The organism is Thermoflexus hugenholtzii (assembly GCF_018771565.1).
Lineage (GTDB): Bacteria > Chloroflexota > Anaerolineae > Thermoflexales > Thermoflexaceae > Thermoflexus > Thermoflexus hugenholtzii_A.
The window spans coordinates 1065757-1082313 of sequence record NZ_CP076326.1 but is presented as its reverse complement, the minus strand read 5'-3'; the positions used below and the strand labels follow the sequence as shown (position 1 = coordinate 1082313).

Below are 16557 nucleotides of genomic sequence, written 5' to 3'. Positions count from 1 at the left end.
CATGGATCCCCTCGAAAGCGCTGCCCGCGAGGAGGAGCAGTTGCAGGAAGCCCTCTCGATGTCCACAGGCGCTTCCGTTTTCTTCATCGTAACCCCTCCGGGAGAGGGGAAAAAACGGGAGATGGAGCGCCTGTCTCGCCTCCTGTCCGGATGGCATATCCTTGCGGTGCGGCTCTCCCCCGAACAGCCGCTGGATCCGGAGGCGTTGAGGGGACAGCTCCGCGCGCTGCAGGGAGATCGCCGGCCGATGATCTGGGTGGAGGTGGAAGGGCTGGGCGTTGCGGAAGCGGAACCGGCCCGGTCGGCCGTTGCAGAGCAGGCCCGACGGGTCCTGCAGGATCTCAACCTCAAACGCGAAGCCCTGGAAAGGCTCGATGCGCCGATCCTCTTTTGGGTGACCCCTCTGGAGCTGCGCGCTTTCAGCGTATGGGCAGCGGACCTGTTCGCGGCCCGCACGGCGATCATCGACCTGGAGCGTCTTCGTCCGACGGCAGAGAAAACGCTCCGGATCGAGACGTTTCTCACAGCAGACCGCCTGCGCGGCGCGCTGCCTCCCGCTGAAGTGGAAGGGCGGATCCGGCTCTACGAGGGGGCGCTGGAGGCGGAAGCCCGGAAGCGCCGTCCGCACCTTCCCCGCATCGCATCCCTCCACGAGGAGCTGGCGCGCCTCTATGCCCGTCGCGGGGACCTCCACTCGGCCCTGAGGCATCAACGCGAGGGGCAAAACGTTTATCGGGAGCTGGCCCAACAGCACCCGGAGGTTTTCTTGCCCGGCCTGGCGAGGAGCCTGAACGATTTGAGCGTGTGGCTCTCCGAGCTGGGTCAGCGGGAGGAGGCCCTGCAGGCCGCCCGGGAAGCCGTGGACCTCTTCCGCCGGCTGGCCCCACAGCGTCCCCAGACCTTCCTCCCCGACCTGGCCAGGAGCCTGGGGGCCTACGGAAGCGTCCTTCTGGACCTGGGGCGCGCATCGGAAGCCCGTGAGGCCTTCGCGGAGGGGTTGCGGATCCTGCTCCCTTTCCTCCGCGCGGAGCCCGCCGCCTTCCGGGAGCTGGCCTCCGCCCTGCTCCAGGGTTACCGGAGGGCCTGCGAAGCGCTGGGGGAAACCCCCGATGCGCCGCTCATCCGGGAGATCTTCCAAAACCTCGTCACGCCGGTGATCGAACCGGACGTCCTTCCAGGATCAGCTCCGTAAACGGAGGGGCGACAAGGGTTGACCCTTCCACCGGCACGGGATGGCCGTCCGCCCATGCCCGGGCCGGCACGAACCCGTGAAACTCAAGCCGGAACCCTCCTTCCGGCTCGGAGAGCTCTCCCTCGCGAATCCGACGGATGCGCAGGCTCTCCCCTTCCCACCGCCACTCGAATCGATCCACCCGACAGGGTCCGAAGCCGTCGCCGGCGTCCTCGTAGAACATCCCCTCCCCTTCTCCCTCCGACGACACGTAAAGATGAAGCGTCACGCCCTCCGGCTCCGCCAGCGGCAGGAGGCTCCCCGCCCGGACGAAGAGCGGGAGCCGATCCAGCGGGGCCTCCACGAGGACCCGAGCGGGACCCGCCCGCTGCGCATCGCTCCAGAAGTCATACCACTCTCCCGTGGGGAGGAAGACCTCCCGGGCCCGCGCCCCCGCCTCGAGCACCGGGGCCACCAGGAGGGCGGATCCCAGGAGAAACGCATCTTCGATCTCCCACAGCGCGGGGTCTTGCTCGCTCAGCCAGAACAGCGGGCGGACCAGCGGCGCCCCGGTCTGAGCGGCCTCCCAGGCCAGGGTGTAAAGATACGGCAGCAGGCGGACCCGCAGGCGCAGGAAGGCGCGGGCGATGGAGAGGACGGGCTCGCCGAAGACCCAGGGCTCGCGCCGGGGCGTGCCCTTCGCCGCATGGTTCCGGAAAAAGGGCATGAACGCCGCGGCCTGGAACCACCGGATGAACAGCTCCGCCGAGGGCGCCCCGCTGAACCCCCCGATGTCCGGCCCGCTATACGGGACCCCGGAGAGCCCCAGGCCCAGGACGGTGGCGAGGGTCTGGCGCAGCGCCGCCCACGAGCTCTCCACGTCCCCGGTCCAGGTCCATGCATAACGCTGGATCCCGGCCCATCCCGAGCGGGTGAGCAGGAAGGGGCGGCGATCCGGTTGCAGCCGCCGCAGCGCCTCCCAGGCCGCCCGGTTCATCAGCAGGCCGTAGAGGTTGTGCGCCTCCCGATGATCCCCTCCTCGTCCCTCCATCGCGTGGCGCACGCGACGCGGGAAGGTGGGCTCGCCCCAGGCGACGAAGGCCGTGGGTTCGTTCATGTCGTGCCAGAAGCCCGCCACGCCAGCCTCCAGGAAGGCGCGGTAGTGTTCCCCCCACCACGCCCGGACCTCCGGATCCGTGAAGTCGGGGAAGACGCACCAGCCCGGCCACACCAGCCCGCGGTAGAGCCGGCCGTCCGGCAACCGACAGAACATCCCCCGCGCCACCCCTTCCCGATACACGGCGTAGCCCGGATCGGCCTTCACCCCGGGGTCCACGATCACCACCGTCCGGATCCCCTGCCCTTCCAGCTCGCGGATCAGCTCCGACAGATCGGGGAACCGTCGACGGTCCACCGTGAACACCCGATAGCCGTCCATGTAGTCGATGTCCAGGTGGATGGCGTGGAGCGGAAGGCCGTGGTCCTGGAACCCCCGGGCCACGGCGCGGACTTCTTCCGCGCTTTCGTAGCTCCAGCGGGATTGGTGGAAGCCCAGGGCCCAGCGGGGCGGCAGCGGGGGCCGGCCGGTGAGGGCGGTGTAACGCTCCAGCAGCCGCGAGGGCGGCCCGTAGAACACGTATTCGCGCAGCGCGCCCCCCGTGAAGGTCACCCATGCCGCATCGGGCTCGGAGGCTCCCAAATCGAACGAAGCCTCGAAGGGGTTTTCGTAGAAGACCAGATACGCGCCCTCGGCGTGGAGGCTGAGCCAGAGAGGGATGCCCAGGTAGAGGGGATCGGCCCCGGGGCCGTAGCTTCCGCCGGGGTCTCGATTCCACATGCGGTAAATCCGGCCGCGACGGTTGAGGGGCGCGGCCCGCTCCCCCAGGCCGTAGAGCCGCTCCTCCGGGCGGAGCCGAACGCGATGCCGCCACGCCTCCCCGCGGCGCTCCGGCGGGTCCTCCACCCGCCAGATCCTCCCCGCGCCATCGCGGAAACGGATCCCCCCATCGGCTCGGACCTCCAGGCCCAGGGCCTCGCTCTCCAGCGTCCATCCGTCCGCTTGCTCACCACGCGCCACGCGAACCTCCTCCAGACGCTCCCGAACGATCGCGTAAGGCAACGGGAGAACGCCCGGGGTCCAGGTGAGGCGGACGACATCCGGGGCCAGAAAGCGGATCTCCAGCTCGGCGTCCGGACCGGTGAAGCGGGCGCCGTCCGGGAGAGGGATCATCCGCTGCAAAGGCTTCACCGGCGACCACGCCGCAGGCTCAGATACCCCCCTGCCCTCCCAGCGGTCTCGCTCCCGGGCGGCCCGCACCGCCCGCAGCGCCGTGCGCAGACCCACAAAACGGATGGCGAGGAGGGCTTTCCGAAGATCCATCGATGGGCGCTCCGTTCGGATTTCCTGATCGGACTGCTTTCATGATACCGGACAAAAGGGCCGACCGTCGCTCGTTCTTTTCGAGTGGGGGAACTGGCGCATCCAAGCGAAGCGCCTCATTATTGTAGGAACTCATCTCAAAATTCTCCAGGCGATGAGGAAGCAGGCGAGGAGGACGAAGGCCAGGAAGGTGGCAAGCCGCCTTTCGTGCCGAACCGTCAACCTTCGGAACCCTCCTTTCAGCCATCCGAAGAACCGCTCCACGCTGCTTCGAGCCTTCCGATCGGCCTTCCGACGCCGGAACGCCCGCTTTCCCCCTCGGGTTCCCTTCCCCCGCCGCCGCAACCCCTCCCGAATCGCCTTCGCATCATAGGCCGCATCCGCATATATCACCTTCGGCCGCGTCCGCGCCCGCCCCCTCCCGCTCTTCTTCACCCGCAAGCCCCCCAGCACCTCCTCCAACCGACGACGATCGTGCTCATTCCCAGGCCCCACCACCACACTCAAGGGAAGCCCATCTTCATTCACCAAAACGTGCACTTTCGTCCCTTTTCGCTTCTTATGCCCATCTACTCCTACACCTTCCCCCCTTTTTTCGCCTCCACCAGCGTGGAATCAACCGCCACCGCCTCCACCTTCACCTTCCCCAGCGTATACCCCCAGTCCAGAAGGGCTTGCAGGATCTGGTGCCAGACCCCCTTTTCCTGAAGTTCCCGAAACCGCCGCCAGGCAGTCTGATAGGCGCCATATGGGCGGGGCATATCGCACCACCGGCAGCCTGTAACCAGCACATACAGGATCCCGTTGAGGACCTTGCGGTCATCCACCCGAGGTCTCCCGGTTTTGGCCCTGGGCGGCAGCAAGGGCGCAATGAAAGCCCACTGCTCATCCGTCAGCTCCTGAAACCCCATCGGTCTTCCCCTCCCAGGCAGGTTGTCCAGAGACCGAGTATACTCCAACCGGACGCCGGGTTTTGAGATGAGTTCTAGGAGAGATGCGGATTGTGCGGGGGAGAGATGAGCGAGCGCCTGGATGATCTGGAAGGCTATCGGACGGGATGGCGGCGCCGGGAGCAGGTCCGCCGGCTTGAACGGGCGAAGCGGCGGGAGCGAGCCTGGCGCGTGGCGGCCTGCGCGGCTTGGTTCCTCAAGGAAACCTTCGGCGTCCGGCAGGTCTGGGCCTTCGGCTCCCTGGTCCGCGACCAGCTGGACGAGCGCTCCGACATCGATCTGGCGGTCGTCGGCCTCGCGGAGCGGGATCTGTGCCGGGCGGTCGGCCGGCTCCAGGCGCTGGATCCCGAGTTCCCCATCGATGTGGTGCGGCTCGAGGACGCTCCGCCTTCCCTCCGCCGCCGGATCGAACGGGAGGGGGTGCTGCTGTGAAGGCCCGCTTTCTTGCGCTCATCGGGTGGATACGCGAGGAGCTGATGGAGATCGCCCGCTTCGCTCAGCGGGCCCAGGAGCTCTGCGAGAAGGCCCTGCGAACCGGGGATGACGGCTACTGGGATGGCGTTGCGCTAAACCTCCACGGGTTCTACACGGGAGCGGAACGGATCTTCGAGGAGATCGCCCGTGAGATCGACGGACATCGGCCCGGAGGGCCGGACTGGCATCGGGACCTGCTGGTGCAGATGTCCGCGGAGATCCCGGGGATCCGCCCGCCGGTCCTCTCCCGGGAGACGCGAGAATGCTTGGACGAATATCGGGGATTCCGCCATCTCGTGCGCCATATCTATGCCTTCCGTCTGAAGCCGGAGCGGTTGCGGGAGCTGGCGGAGAGCGTGGGGCCCTGTCTGGAGCGTCTGCGACAGGATCTGGAACGGTTCGCGGACTTCCTGCGTCGAATGGCTGAGTCTGAAGCTCCTTCCGGAGAGAAGCAACTTCCCGATGAACGGGCGATGATCCCCTGAGCAGCCCGCCTCGCCTTGTCCTGGCACCTCCAGATCCAGGTGGTCAACAGGAGTGCTGGGCTCCCGCTTATCCCTCCCGCAGCCCTGTGATGGCGATGCCCCGGGTGAAATACCCCTGGAACAGGAAGAAGAGCAGGAGGATGGGGACGCTATTAAACATCGATCCGGCCAGGACCACAGAGTAAACCGTGTAGTATTCCCCTTTGAACCAGCTCAGGCCCAGGGGCAGGGTGAACTTCTCCGGCGAGTTGAGCACGATCAGGGGCCACATAAAGGCGTTCCATTCCCCCTGGAAGGTGAAGAGGGCCAGGGTGAGCAGGGCCGGCCGGCTGATGGGCAGGACGATGCGAAAGAAGATGGTGAACCACCCGGCCCCGTCGATCATCGCCGCCTCCTCCAGCTCCCGGGGGAGGTTCTTGTAGAACTGGGTCATCATGAAGACCCCGAAGGCCCCCGCGATCCCCGGCACGATCAGGGCCAGCAGGCTGTCCAGGAGCTTCATCTGGCGAACGATCAAGAAGTTGGGGATCAGGGTGACCTGGCCGGGGATCATCATCGTGATCAGCATGGCCCAGAAGAGGAGATCCCGCCCCGGGAAGCGCAGCCGGGCGAAGGCGTAACCCCCCATGGCGCAGAAGAGGGTGCGGACCACGGCGAGCAGCCCCGCGACCAGGGCGCTGTTGAGCATCCAGCGGGGGAAGAGGTGTCGGAACTCAGTGACGACCTTGAGATAGTTCTCCAGGGTGAAGGGGGTCGGCCAGAAGAAGGGCGCCTCGTAAAGATGGGTAAGGGGCTTGAGGGAGAAGACCACCGTGAGGTAGAAAGGCGTCACGGCGATGATCGACCAGCCGATGAGCACCCCGTAAAAAAGCGGCTTCTTGATGCGATCCCACCATGCGAACTCGTCCCGGTAGCGCACCGCCGGTTTGGCCGGCGCCATCGCCTCAGCCGCCATCTCACACCTCCGTCGGACGCTCGATCAGGCGGCGCTGGATCACGGTCACGATGAGAATCATCGCCGCCAGCACGAAGGCCACCGCCGAGGCCCGCCCCATGAAGGGCGTGGTGCTCTGGAAGGCCCACTTGTAGATCAGGTAGGCGATGGTGGTGGTGGAGTCCAGCGGCCCCCCGGCGGTCATCACGTAAATTTGATCGAACACCTGAAAGCAGCCGATAACCCCCATGGTCACGACGAAGAAGATCACCGGGCGCAGCAGCGGGATCGTGATGTGGCGGAGCATCTGCCAGCGGTTCGCCCCGTCGATCATCGCCGCCTCATAGTAGGTCACCGGGATGTCCTGGAGGCCGGCGAGGAAGATCACCATCATGGTCCCGGTGGTGGACCAGATGTTGACCATCATGATGGTCGGCAGGGCGAAGACGGGGCTGTTGAGCCAGTCGATGGAGAGACCCAGGATCTGATTGATCACCCCGGTCTTCTTGAACAACCAGAGGAAGATCAGACTGATCACCACTGAGGAGGTCACCGAAGGCACATAAAAGAGCGTGCGAAAGAAGCGGCGAAACTTGATCTCCTGATCTAAGGCGAAGGCCAGCAGCAGGCTGATAATCGTCTGGGTGGGAACCACCACGGCCACATATTTGAGGGTGTTGGGGACGGCCTTCTGCAGAAAGAGACGGTCCTGGAGCAGGTAAAGGTAGTTTCCCAGCCCGATCCAGCGGGGTGGGCTGAAGAGATCGAAGTAGGTGAAGGAGAGATAGAGGGCGTAGGCGATGGCGAAGACGTTGAAGACCAGAAAGACGAAGAGATAGGGCGCGAGCAGGACATAAGCGGCGATCCACTCCCCCAGCCGCCGGCGCCACTTCCGGGCCATCGCTTCCCCCTTGGGGGGCGGGCCCAGGAGGCCCGCCCCCCGCTCCGTGGTTATTGCTGTTCCTTGAGGGCCTTGCGGATCTCCTCAGCGGCCTGCTTGAGGCTGGCGGCCACGTCCTGGCCTTCCAGGTAGATCCGCTCGAGGGCCTTGCCCATCTGCTCGTTCACCACATCCCCCCGCAGGCCCCACATGAAGGGCGTGCCGAACTCCGCGCCTTTGAAGATCACCAGGGACTCCGGATGGGTCTTAAAGTATTCGTGTTCGGTGAGTTTGGCGCGGGACGGCAGGGCGAACCCGGTGGAGAGCACCACGGTCTGGCTCTCCTCGCTGGTGAGGCACTCGATGGTCTTCCAGGCGGCCTCCGGGTTCTTGCTGTTCTTGGAGATCACGTAGGCCACAGTGAAGATCAGGTTCCCTCGCCCTTTGGGGCCCTTCGGCGGGAAGGTCGCGCCCCACTTTAAGGTGGGGAACTGCTCCCGCAGGTAGGGGATCAGCCAGCCGCCCTCGAAGACCATCGCCAGCTTCCCCTGCCCAAAGGCCGTCCCCTGCCAGTCCACCCCCACGTCCGAGGGGATGGCCCCGATCTTCTCCGCCCGGAAGGAGGTATAGAACCGCGCCGCCTCAACGGCCTCCGGGCTGTCCAGCAGGGTGTCGCTGAAGTCCTCCTTCATGATGCGACCCCCGTTCTGGAAGACGAAGATCGGGAAGCGGCCGGGGTCAGGCGGGACGCCCAGGCCGTAGATGCCCTTGGCCGGATCCGAGAGCTTGCGGGCGGCCTCCTTGAGGTCGTCCCATGTCCAGTTCTCATTGGGCTCCGGGATCCCGGCCTTGGCGAAGAGGTCCTTGTTGTAGAACAGGGCCAGGGTGTTGAAGTCCTTGGGGATGCCGTAGACCTTGCCGTCCGGCCCGGTGAAGGCATCGATCAGTGTCTTGATGAAATCCTCCTTCTTCACGCCGGACTTCGCCATATAGTCGTCGAGGGGGACCAGAACGCCCTTGGCGGCGAAGAAGGGGAACTGGAAGATGTCCATGTAGTAGATGTCCGGTTCCTCCTTAGAGGCGACCAGGGTCTTGATCTTGGCCCAGTAGTCCCCGGTGATCGGCTCGTATTTCACCACGACGTCGGGGTTCTTGAGGGAGCAACGATACAGCAGGGACTCCAGCAGGGCCGTTTCCTGAGGGTTGGCCGCCCAACCGGAGAGCCGCACGGTGACCTTCGGTTTCTCCACCTCCTTGGTGACCTCCACCCGGGTGACCACCACCTCCCGGGTGACGGCGGGGGTGGGGGTGGCCGCCGGCGCGCAGGCCGTCACGGCCAGGGCCAGGACCGCGAGCAGGAGCAGGAACCTTTTCATGGCAGCCTCCTTTCAGGTAATGGGATCTGGAACCGCTGTGCCGTCCCCGGCGCAACGGAGACAACCCTGTCCATCTCTCCGATCTGAAGCCGGATGGAAAGCGGCTCCGCCGTGGGGTTGCGAAGGACCGCTTCCAGGAAGCCTTGCCGGAGATCCCAGCGGCCGGAAACGAGCAGGCCGTGGGCCCGCAGGTTCTCCCAGGATCCGGACTCCCACTCCGGAGGGATCGAACGCCCGATGACCAGGCGGTCCGCCCGCGTCTGAACCACCAAGTGATGCAAGGCGGTGCACAGCGCCCCGTGGGCGGTGGCGAAATATTGCATGTTCCACCGGCCCTCTTCATCCACCGTCTCCGCGATCCCCCCGTGCAGCGAGAAAGCGGGGCGGAGCTCCTGCAACGTTTGCCAGGCTCCTTCCCCGTCGCCCTGCCAGGCCTGAAGGGTGGCCAGCATCGCCGCGGCCCAGGGGAAGCCCCACTCGTTGTTCCCGTGCCCGACCATCCGTCCGGCGTAACGGGCCCGATACGCCCGCACCGTCCGGAGGGCCCGCGGGTCCTCCGGAGGGATCACCTCCATCGGATAGATGGGGGCCAGGCTGCTCACGTTGAGGCGATCCTCGTCCTCTGAGGCCTGAAAGTAGCGGCCGTTGTAGAGGCCGTCCAGCGTCCGGCGCAGGCGCGCGGCAGCCTCGGCGCTGCGACGGGCCAGGCCGTTCTCCCGACCCAGCCAGCGGGCCGCCTCGACATAGCCCTCCAGCAGACGGATGGTGCCGGCCAGGGTGATCCCCTCGTTGCGCACCCGCACCGGCCGCTCGTCCACCCCGACCATGGGGCGGATCTCCAGGCCCCGGGGCGTCTCCTCCACCACCGCGTGGAGGAAGAAGGTCGCCAGGCCCTCCAGCAGAGGGAACACCGCCTCCAGGATCCGGCGGTCCCGGGTGAAGAGGTAGTGCTGGAGCAGCATGTTGGCGTAGGCCGCGTTGTTGTGGACCTGCTCCTTCTGGTGCACCCAGATGCCGTAAGCGGGCTCCCCGCGGTGGGTCAGCTCCCAGTCCCATTTCAGACCGGGGGCGCCGAAATCCTCCCGCGCGTGGCGCGCGGCGGCCTCCCGGGTGCGCAGGAAAAACCCAACAGCGGCCTCTCCCTCCGCCACGTGGTTGGCCTCCAGGAGCGCCCGATGGATGAAGTAAGCGTCCCAGAAGAGGTGGGAGGACCAGGTCAGCCGCAGGTTGCCCACCGGGAGCCCTCCGGAGGCCGGGTTCTGGATGGCCTTGAAGAGATACCGGCTGGTCCGGTAGACCCGCTGGAAGTCGGGCGCGGGGATCTCGAAACGGGAGACGGAGAAGTAGGCCTGCCAGAAGGAACGGGCGCGGGCGTGCAGCGCCTCCGGTCCCTCTTCCATCGCCCGGGGGATGACCTCGGTGTCCAGGGGGCCTGCGTAGTCGTCGGCGATGGCGAAGTAGTGGGTGAAGTGCGTCCCCTCCCCCTCCAGCCACCAGACCTTCCCCTCTCGCCCCCACCGCTGCGCTCCCGAGAGGGCGACCTCGATGAAACCCTGATAAGGCCCCAGCCGGTAGAAGGCCGCCGCACGGTCCTCCAGGAACGTGAGGGCGTCGAAGGGATCCGTCTCATAGCCCTCTTCATGCCATACGCCAGGGGCGGCGAAGGCCCGGAGGCGGACCGGCCGGTTGAAGCGGTAACGGATCACCAGAAGCGGGCGGTCGGGGCACAGGAAAGTAACCACCTCCGCCCGAGCCACCCCCCAGTCCACCGTGGTATAGACCGTCCCTTCCTCGGGGACGAAGGTCTGGGTGAAGCCCCGGACATGGCCCGGCTGTCCCTCGACTTCTACTTCGTAGGCGGTGTAGCCCAGGGGGGCGAGCTCGGCCCAGGGCTTCCCGGATTTCGGCAGCGCCGCGGCGAAAGGCGGACGGCGCGGGGGAACCACATCCACCAGGCGGTCCTCGGGGTAGTAGCGGTCGGACTTATACCACTGGCAGCGATCCAGATAGGGATGCCAGCCGTTCGGCGGGCGGTCCGGCACCATCGCCCCGGTGTAGCCGATCAGCACCGCGTCGTGTCCGTTCCCCAGAAACACGTGGTAATAATCCCGCGGCAACCGCATCGGTCCTCCATTCGAAACGTTTCAATCCGCATTGAAATTCAAAGAGCCGGGTTCGTGGTTACGGAGTGGGCTCAGGCCGACTCCCGGCGGATCAGGGTCGGTGAGATCAGGATCGGGGGTGGGGATTCTCCGTTGACGGCGGCCAGCCAGGTGCGGACCAGGCCTTCGCCGATTTGGTCCATGGGCTGGCGCAGGGTGGTGAGGGGTGGGTGGGCCTGGGCGGCCATCGGGATGTCGTCGAAGCCGATCACGGCCACATCCTGTCCGGGGGTCCGCCCGGCCTCATGCAGCGCGCGCATCGCCCCGAGGGCCATCAGGTCGGTGGCGGCGATCAGGGCGGTGAAGGGGATCCCGGCCTCCAGGAGCGCTCGGGCGGCCTCGTAGCCCCCTTCGATCGTCAGGCGGGTGATCCGGACGAGATCTTCATCGAAGGGGAGGCCGGCTTCCAGCAGGCCCTGCCGGTAGCCCTGGAAGCGATGGTGGGCGAAGGTGAAGGAGAGCGGGGGGCTCAGGTAGGCGATGCGGCGATGCCCTTTCCCAACCAGGTAGGCGACTGCCTCCCGCATCCCGGCCGCCCCATCCACATCCACCCAGGGGAATTCCCCATCGCCCTCGATCCGCCCGAAGGCCACGAAGGGGATGTCCGCAGCCTGGAGGTGGGGGATGCGGGGGTCGTGGCGCTGCAGGTCGATCAGGATGAAGCCGTCCACCCGGCGTCCCTTGAAGAGGCGATCGATCAGGCGCAGGTCGGCGGCGGGGTCCCGGCAGGTGGCGATCAGGAGGTCCAGCTGATGGGTGGCGCAGGCATCGCCGAGGGCATGGATCAGTTCAAGGAAGAAGGGGTCGCTGAGGCGGCGCTCGCCGGTGGGGAGGATCAGGCCGATGGTGTCCGTGCGGCGGCGTTTCAGCTGACGGGCGCCGGCGTGGGGGTGGTAACCCAGCTCGGCGATGGCCCGCAACACCCGCTCCCGGGTCTCCGGGCGCACCGGCCCCGAGTTGTTCAGCACATAGGAGACCGTGGCCGGGGAAACCCCCGCTCGTCGCGCCACATCCCGGATCGTCGCCATCCCACCCCCGGGATTGAAACGATTCAATTCCAGTGTAATGGGAAAGAAGGGAATTGTCAAGAGGGTCGGCTGGAGACAGAGTTATGCTGCTGTTTCAAAAAGGCTGGGAGCCTCCCGCCCAACTCGCGAAGGCCCCTAACCGTCTGAGGCCTTATTTCCCGCCCGAACGGACATGTCGACGGATAATCGGAAGGAGGATCTGCGCCAGGGAGACCATATGCCGGCTTTGGATCAGGAGGCGGGCAGGCCCCTTCACATCCACCACCAGGCCCTCGCCGCCGAAGAGGATGGTCTTCAAGCCCCCAACCATGCGGATCTGCGGTTGAGCTCCCTTCACCATCCCTACAAAGTGGAAGTTGTCCACCGTGACGGTCTCCCCGGCCGGCACTTCGATCTCCTCGATGGCCCCAAACGCGCTGACCCACACGCCTCCGGTGCCATGGACTTTCAGCCACACCAGCTCTCCCTCGGTCAGGAAGCCCCGGAAACCTCTCCAGGCCACCGAAACTTCCACCGAACCATGGTGCGCCAGGTAAGCGAAATCCTGCAGAACAAAGGACTCCCCGTTTAAGGGGACGTAGTGGATGTCGCCGATGCCCGCCGGCGCGAGCCATACCTGGGCCGGGCCTTCCGCTCGGAAAGTATTGAGGAAAATGGATTCTCCTCCCAGCAAGGAGCGCATCAGCCCCTGAAGGAGCCCGCCTCGGATGCCCGTATCCACCCGCACGGGTCCTTGCATGAGGAGAAGCGCGCTGGGCTCGGCGATCACCTCTTCTCCCTGCTCCAGGAAGATGCGCAACACCGGATAAGTCCGCTCCGGGGCAATTTCCCAGCGCATGGGTCACCTCCTCAACAAGGGTTTGCGGACATAGGGTAAGACGAAACGAATTTCGGCTTACCCTCCTTTCCCTTTCAATCCGAGGCGAGATCCTCCAGCGGCCAGCGGGGTGGCCGTTTCTCCCGGAGGGCTTGAAGGCCCTCCCGGGCATCGGGGAGGCGGAAGCCCAGGAACTCCAGGGCGGTGGAGACGTCGAAGAGGGGGCCTGCCAGTCGGAACCAGTTGTTGAGGGCGTATTTGGTCCAGCGGATGGCAGAGGCGCTTCCCCGGGCCAGGCGCCGGGCGATCTCCAGGGCCACCTCGTAGGTCTTCCCATCTTCCACGCACAACGAAACCAGCCCCAGCCGCTCCGCCTCCTCGCCGGTGAGGGGCTCGTTGAGGAGCAGGTAATATTTCGCCTTGGCCATGCCGATCAGCAACGGCCAGACCAGCACGGCGTGGTCCCCCGCCGCCACCCCCAGGCGCACATGGCCGTCCAGAAGGCGCGCCCCGCGGGCCGCCACCGAGATGTCCGCCAGCAGGGCCACCGCCAGGCCCGCCCCCACTGCCGGACCCTCGATGGCGGAGACGATGGGCTTCTCGCAGTGGATTACGTTGTAAACCAGATCCCGCGCCTCCTTCCAGACCCGAAGGCACGCCCGGGGATCCGTCATGATCTCCTCGATGAGGGAGAAATCGCCCCCGGCGGAGAACGCCTGCCCCGCCCCCCGCACCAGCGCCACTCGCACGGAGGGATCCGCGTCGATCTCCCGCCAGACATACGTCAGCTCCCGATGGGCCACCGCGTCCAGCGCGTTGAGGGTCTCCGGTTGATGCAGGATGATCTCCAGAATGCCCGGCTCGGTCTCCTGCAGGATCAGACGCCGATAGGCGGAGGTCCAGGATCCCGCCATCGCTTCCCTCCAGGTGTTCGGCGGATCGGTCGCGTTGAAGCCACCCCTACAGGATTGATTTTTGCAGGAGGGGCTTTCGCCCCGAACCTGCCTTCAAGATCTCAGAAGGTCACGGATGAAGCCGCTTCCCACAATCCCGAGTCTTCCGTCTTCAGCTGAAGCCAGGGTCGCGGCTAAAGCCGCTCCTACAGCAGGGAGCGCCCCGAGCTCGGGTTCTATTCGATCAGCGCCGTCATCTGCAGGCGCTCGAGGAAATCTTCCCGAGGGGGCTGGAACACATCGAAGACCAGAGCGTCCTCCAGGAACGTGACCTCGTGCTCCACCCCCGAGGGGATGTGCACGATCTCCCCTGGCCCGAGCTCCGTCTCCTCCCCCGCCATCCGCAGCCGCAGGCGCCCCTGGAGGACGAGGGTGATCTGTTCGTGGGGATGGGCATGGGCCGGGACCACCGCGCCGGCCGGCGCCTCCACGCGCACCACCATGGTGCGCTCCCCTGTGAACGGCCGCAGGGTCAGATCCCCGGCGCGAAAACCGGGCAACGCGTCGGTGCGGGCGCGATGCATCGCTCACCTCCCCTCTTGGATCGAGAGCAACTGCGCGCGCTTCCCCTCCAGGGCGGCGAGGAGGGCATCGTAGGAGCGAACGAAGGCCGCCACCCCCTCGACCTGGAGCTGCTCCAGGATCCTCTCCAGGTCGATCCCCAGCCGGGCGAGGGTTGCCAGATCCGCCTTCGCCTCCTCCCAGCCCTCCAGGGCCGTGTCCCCGCTCACCCGGCCGTGATCCTCAAAGGCCTGAAGCGTGGCCAGAGGCATCGTGTTGACCGTGTCCGGTCCGATCAGCTCCTCCACGTATTTCACGTCGGAATAAGCCGGGTTCTTGGTGCTGGTGCTGGCCCACAGGACCCGCTGTGCCCGCGCCCCCCGCGCGGCCAGCTCCGGAAAGGCCTCCGGGAGGAAACGCTCCCGAAAGCGGCGGTAGACTTGCTTCGCCACCGCCACGGCGATCCGTCCCCGCAGCGCAAGGGCCTCCGGCGTCCCCAGGGCCTCCAGGGCGCGGTCGACCGCGGTGTCGATGCGGCTGATGAAGAAGGAGGCCACGGAGGCCACCGATCGAAGATCCCCGCCCCTCTCCGCCCGCCGCCGCAGGCCTCGCCAGTAGGCTTCCGCTGCAGCCTCGTAGTGGGTGGGAGAGAAAATGAGCGTGACGTTGACGTTCACCCCCTGGGCGATCAGGGCCTCGATGGCCGGGATCCCCGCCGGGGTGGCGGGGACCTTGATCATCAGGTTGGGCCGATCGACCGCCTGCCACAGCCGCCGGGCCTCGGCGATGGTCCCCTCCGTGTCGTGGGCCAGGTGAGGCGAGACCTCCAGGCTCACATAGCCGTCACCGCCCTCCGTCGCCTCATAGACCGGCCGCAGCAGATCCGCGGCCATGCGGATGTCCTCGACCGCCAGGGCTTCATAAAGGGCGGCAACTTCCAGCTCGGGATCCCGGAGGAGATGGGTTCGGATGGCGGCGTCGTAGGCCGGACTGGACGTGATGGCCCGCTCGAAGATGGTCGGATTGCTGGTGAGGCCGGTCACCCCTCGCCGGATCAGCTCCTTCAAAGTTCCATCCTCCAGCCACTCCCGGCGGATCTCATCCAGCCAGACCAACTGACCACGAGCGCGCAGCTCCGTCAAAGGCGCCATCGGGCTCCCCTCCGTTCAGCGTGAGGATCTCCGCCCGATCCATCTCCTTAACACCGTTCCAGTTCCGTATGATCCACAAAGATCCCGCGCCGCCGGAAGGCCGCGGGGCTCTCCACCAGGGCCATGGCATGCAGGCTGCGGAAGCGGGTGGGAAACCACCAGCGGTCCAGGAAGCGCCCGGGCTCCTCCACCCACCGGGGGACCCTCAGGCCGTGACGAACGGCCAGGTGTTCGGCCAGGGCCGCCAGGTAGGCGTCGAAACGGGGGTCCCCGGTGGGCTCCGGGCGGGCCTCGATCATGGCCTGCCGGACCTCCGGGGCAGCGGCGCGGAAATCATCCAGGAACTCCCGGATCGGCAGCCAGGCGTCCGCTTCTCCCCCTTCGGGATCCGTCAGAGCCTCCCGGATCCGCCGTGCGACCTCCTGGAGGGTCAGCGGCGCGTAGCCCATTCGAAACCCCTCCCGAACGTCCTCGCGTTCATCCTGGCATGCTTTTGGCCTCCCGGCAACCGCGCCGGGGAAAACCAGCGCGAGCCCGGCCTTCTCGGACCGGGCTCGCGGATCTTCGGACGGCGCCTCTTCCTCGCAGGAGAGTTCAGGCGCGGACGCCGGTGCGGATGGCCTCGAGGGCCTTCGCGTAGTTGGCGGCCACCTGATCCCAGTTCACCACGTTCCACCAGGCCTGGACGTAATCCGCCCGCCGGTTCTGGTATTTCAGGTAGTAGGCATGCTCCCAGACGTCCAGGCCCAGCAGGGGGATCAGGCCTTCCATCACCGGGTTGTCCTGGTTCGGGGTGGAGTGCACCACCAGCTTCCCGAAGGCGGTCATGCTGAGCCAGGCCCAGCCGCTGCCGAAGCGGCCCAGGGCCGCCTTGGTGAAGAGCTCCTTGAAGTTGGCGAAGCTCCCGAAGGCCTTGGCGATGGCCTCGGCCAGGGCGCCGCTCGGCTCCCCGCCCCCGCCTGGCTTCATCAATGTCCAGAACATGCTGTGGTTCAGATGGCCGCCGCCGTTGTTGCGCACCGCCTCCCGGATGTCCTCGGGGACGCTGGGGAGGTTGCGCAGGAGGGTCTCCACCGGCACGTCCTGGAGCTCGGGATATTTCTCCAGGGCGGCGTTCAGGTTGTTGACATACGCCTGGTGGTGTCGGGTGTGGTGGATCTCCATCGTCTGTGCGTCGATGTAAGGCTCGAGGGCATCATACGGGTAAGGCAACGGGGGAAGGGTATGCGCCATGGTGCACCTCCGCGAGTTTTGGATCATCGTCTTTATTCTAAAACGAGACCCTTCGCCCTGTC

15 protein-coding genes and 1 pseudogene are annotated in these 16557 nt (G+C 66.4%); 3 read left to right on the top strand and 13 right to left on the bottom strand.

Features of this window, described 5'->3' with window-relative positions; all coding sequences use genetic code 11:
- Nucleotide 1 precedes the first annotated feature (1 nt).
- On the top strand, nt 2-1192 hold the full coding sequence (locus KNN16_RS04885) for a tetratricopeptide repeat protein (RefSeq protein WP_303899448.1): 1191 nt from the start codon (nt 2-4) through the stop codon (nt 1190-1192).
- On the opposite strand, the gene KNN16_RS04880 is transcribed toward KNN16_RS04885, so the two are convergent.
- Together KNN16_RS04880 and KNN16_RS15105 are read right to left on the bottom strand one after the other, a co-directional pair.
- Nucleotides 1146-3551, bottom strand: a complete 2406-nt coding sequence (locus KNN16_RS04880; protein WP_303899445.1) for a TIM-barrel domain-containing protein — start codon at nt 3549-3551, stop codon at nt 1146-1148. The genes KNN16_RS04885 and KNN16_RS04880 overlap by 47 nt on opposite strands.
- A 132-nt stretch (nt 3552-3683) precedes the next feature.
- Nucleotides 3684-4435 (bottom strand): annotated as a pseudogene (locus KNN16_RS15105) (IS5 family transposase); the annotation flags it as partial.
- 132 nt (nt 4436-4567) lie between these two features.
- Between KNN16_RS15105 and KNN16_RS04870 the strand changes: the two are divergent.
- Nucleotides 4568-4933 carry a nucleotidyltransferase family protein gene (locus KNN16_RS04870; protein WP_303899439.1) on the top strand — a complete coding sequence of 122 codons (366 nt, stop codon included), beginning with the start codon at nt 4568-4570 and terminating at the stop codon, nt 4931-4933.
- Nucleotides 4930-5460 (top strand): hypothetical protein, encoded by a 531-nt coding sequence (locus tag KNN16_RS04865; protein WP_303899438.1) that lies wholly within the window; start codon nt 4930-4932, stop codon nt 5458-5460. Before KNN16_RS04870 ends, KNN16_RS04865 begins: the two co-directional genes overlap by 4 nt.
- A gap of 67 nt (nt 5461-5527) precedes the next feature.
- Here KNN16_RS04865 and KNN16_RS04860 read toward each other — a convergent pair whose 3' ends face one another.
- The 11 genes from KNN16_RS04860 to KNN16_RS04810 form a co-directional block, all read right to left on the bottom strand.
- Entirely contained in the window at nt 5528-6415 is an 888-nt protein-coding gene (locus KNN16_RS04860; RefSeq protein ID WP_303899435.1) for a carbohydrate ABC transporter permease, read from the bottom strand.
- Between the two features lies 1 nt (nt 6416).
- On the bottom strand, nt 6417-7295 hold the full coding sequence (locus KNN16_RS04855) for a carbohydrate ABC transporter permease (protein WP_303899432.1): 879 nt from the start codon (nt 7293-7295) through the stop codon (nt 6417-6419).
- A 50-nt stretch (nt 7296-7345) separates the two neighbouring features.
- The gene (locus KNN16_RS04850) at nt 7346-8650 is read right to left on the bottom strand and encodes an ABC transporter substrate-binding protein (RefSeq protein ID WP_303899429.1); all 1305 of its coding nucleotides are present in this window, start codon (nt 8648-8650) and stop codon (nt 7346-7348) included.
- Nucleotides 8647-10773 (bottom strand): hypothetical protein, encoded by a 2127-nt coding sequence (locus tag KNN16_RS04845; RefSeq protein ID WP_303899427.1) that lies wholly within the window; start codon nt 10771-10773, stop codon nt 8647-8649. Before KNN16_RS04845 ends, KNN16_RS04850 begins: the two co-directional genes overlap by 4 nt.
- Before the next feature lie 71 nt (nt 10774-10844).
- Entirely contained in the window at nt 10845-11840 is a 996-nt protein-coding gene (locus KNN16_RS04840) for a LacI family DNA-binding transcriptional regulator (protein WP_299283101.1), read from the bottom strand.
- A 151-nt stretch (nt 11841-11991) separates the two neighbouring features.
- Nucleotides 11992-12678 carry a TIGR00266 family protein gene (locus tag KNN16_RS04835; RefSeq protein WP_303899424.1) on the bottom strand — a complete coding sequence of 229 codons (687 nt, stop codon included), beginning with the start codon at nt 12676-12678 and terminating at the stop codon, nt 11992-11994.
- Nucleotides 12679-12752: 74 nt separating this feature from the next.
- Entirely contained in the window at nt 12753-13571 is an 819-nt protein-coding gene (locus tag KNN16_RS04830; protein ID WP_303899422.1) for an enoyl-CoA hydratase/isomerase family protein, read from the bottom strand.
- A gap of 215 nt (nt 13572-13786) precedes the next feature.
- Nucleotides 13787-14134: a cupin domain-containing protein gene (locus KNN16_RS04825; RefSeq protein WP_299283094.1), complete on the bottom strand. Its 348-nt coding sequence runs from the start codon at nt 14132-14134 to the stop codon at nt 13787-13789.
- Between the two features lie 3 nt (nt 14135-14137).
- Complete coding sequence (tal, locus tag KNN16_RS04820) at nt 14138-15262, bottom strand: transaldolase (RefSeq protein WP_303899419.1); 1125 nt, start codon at nt 15260-15262, stop codon at nt 14138-14140.
- A 47-nt stretch (nt 15263-15309) separates the two neighbouring features.
- Nucleotides 15310-15711: a hypothetical protein gene (locus tag KNN16_RS04815; protein WP_303899417.1), complete on the bottom strand. Its 402-nt coding sequence runs from the start codon at nt 15709-15711 to the stop codon at nt 15310-15312.
- A gap of 145 nt (nt 15712-15856) precedes the next feature.
- Nucleotides 15857-16495: a superoxide dismutase gene (locus tag KNN16_RS04810; RefSeq protein ID WP_299283088.1), complete on the bottom strand. Its 639-nt coding sequence runs from the start codon at nt 16493-16495 to the stop codon at nt 15857-15859.
- Nucleotides 16496-16557 lie beyond the last annotated feature (62 nt).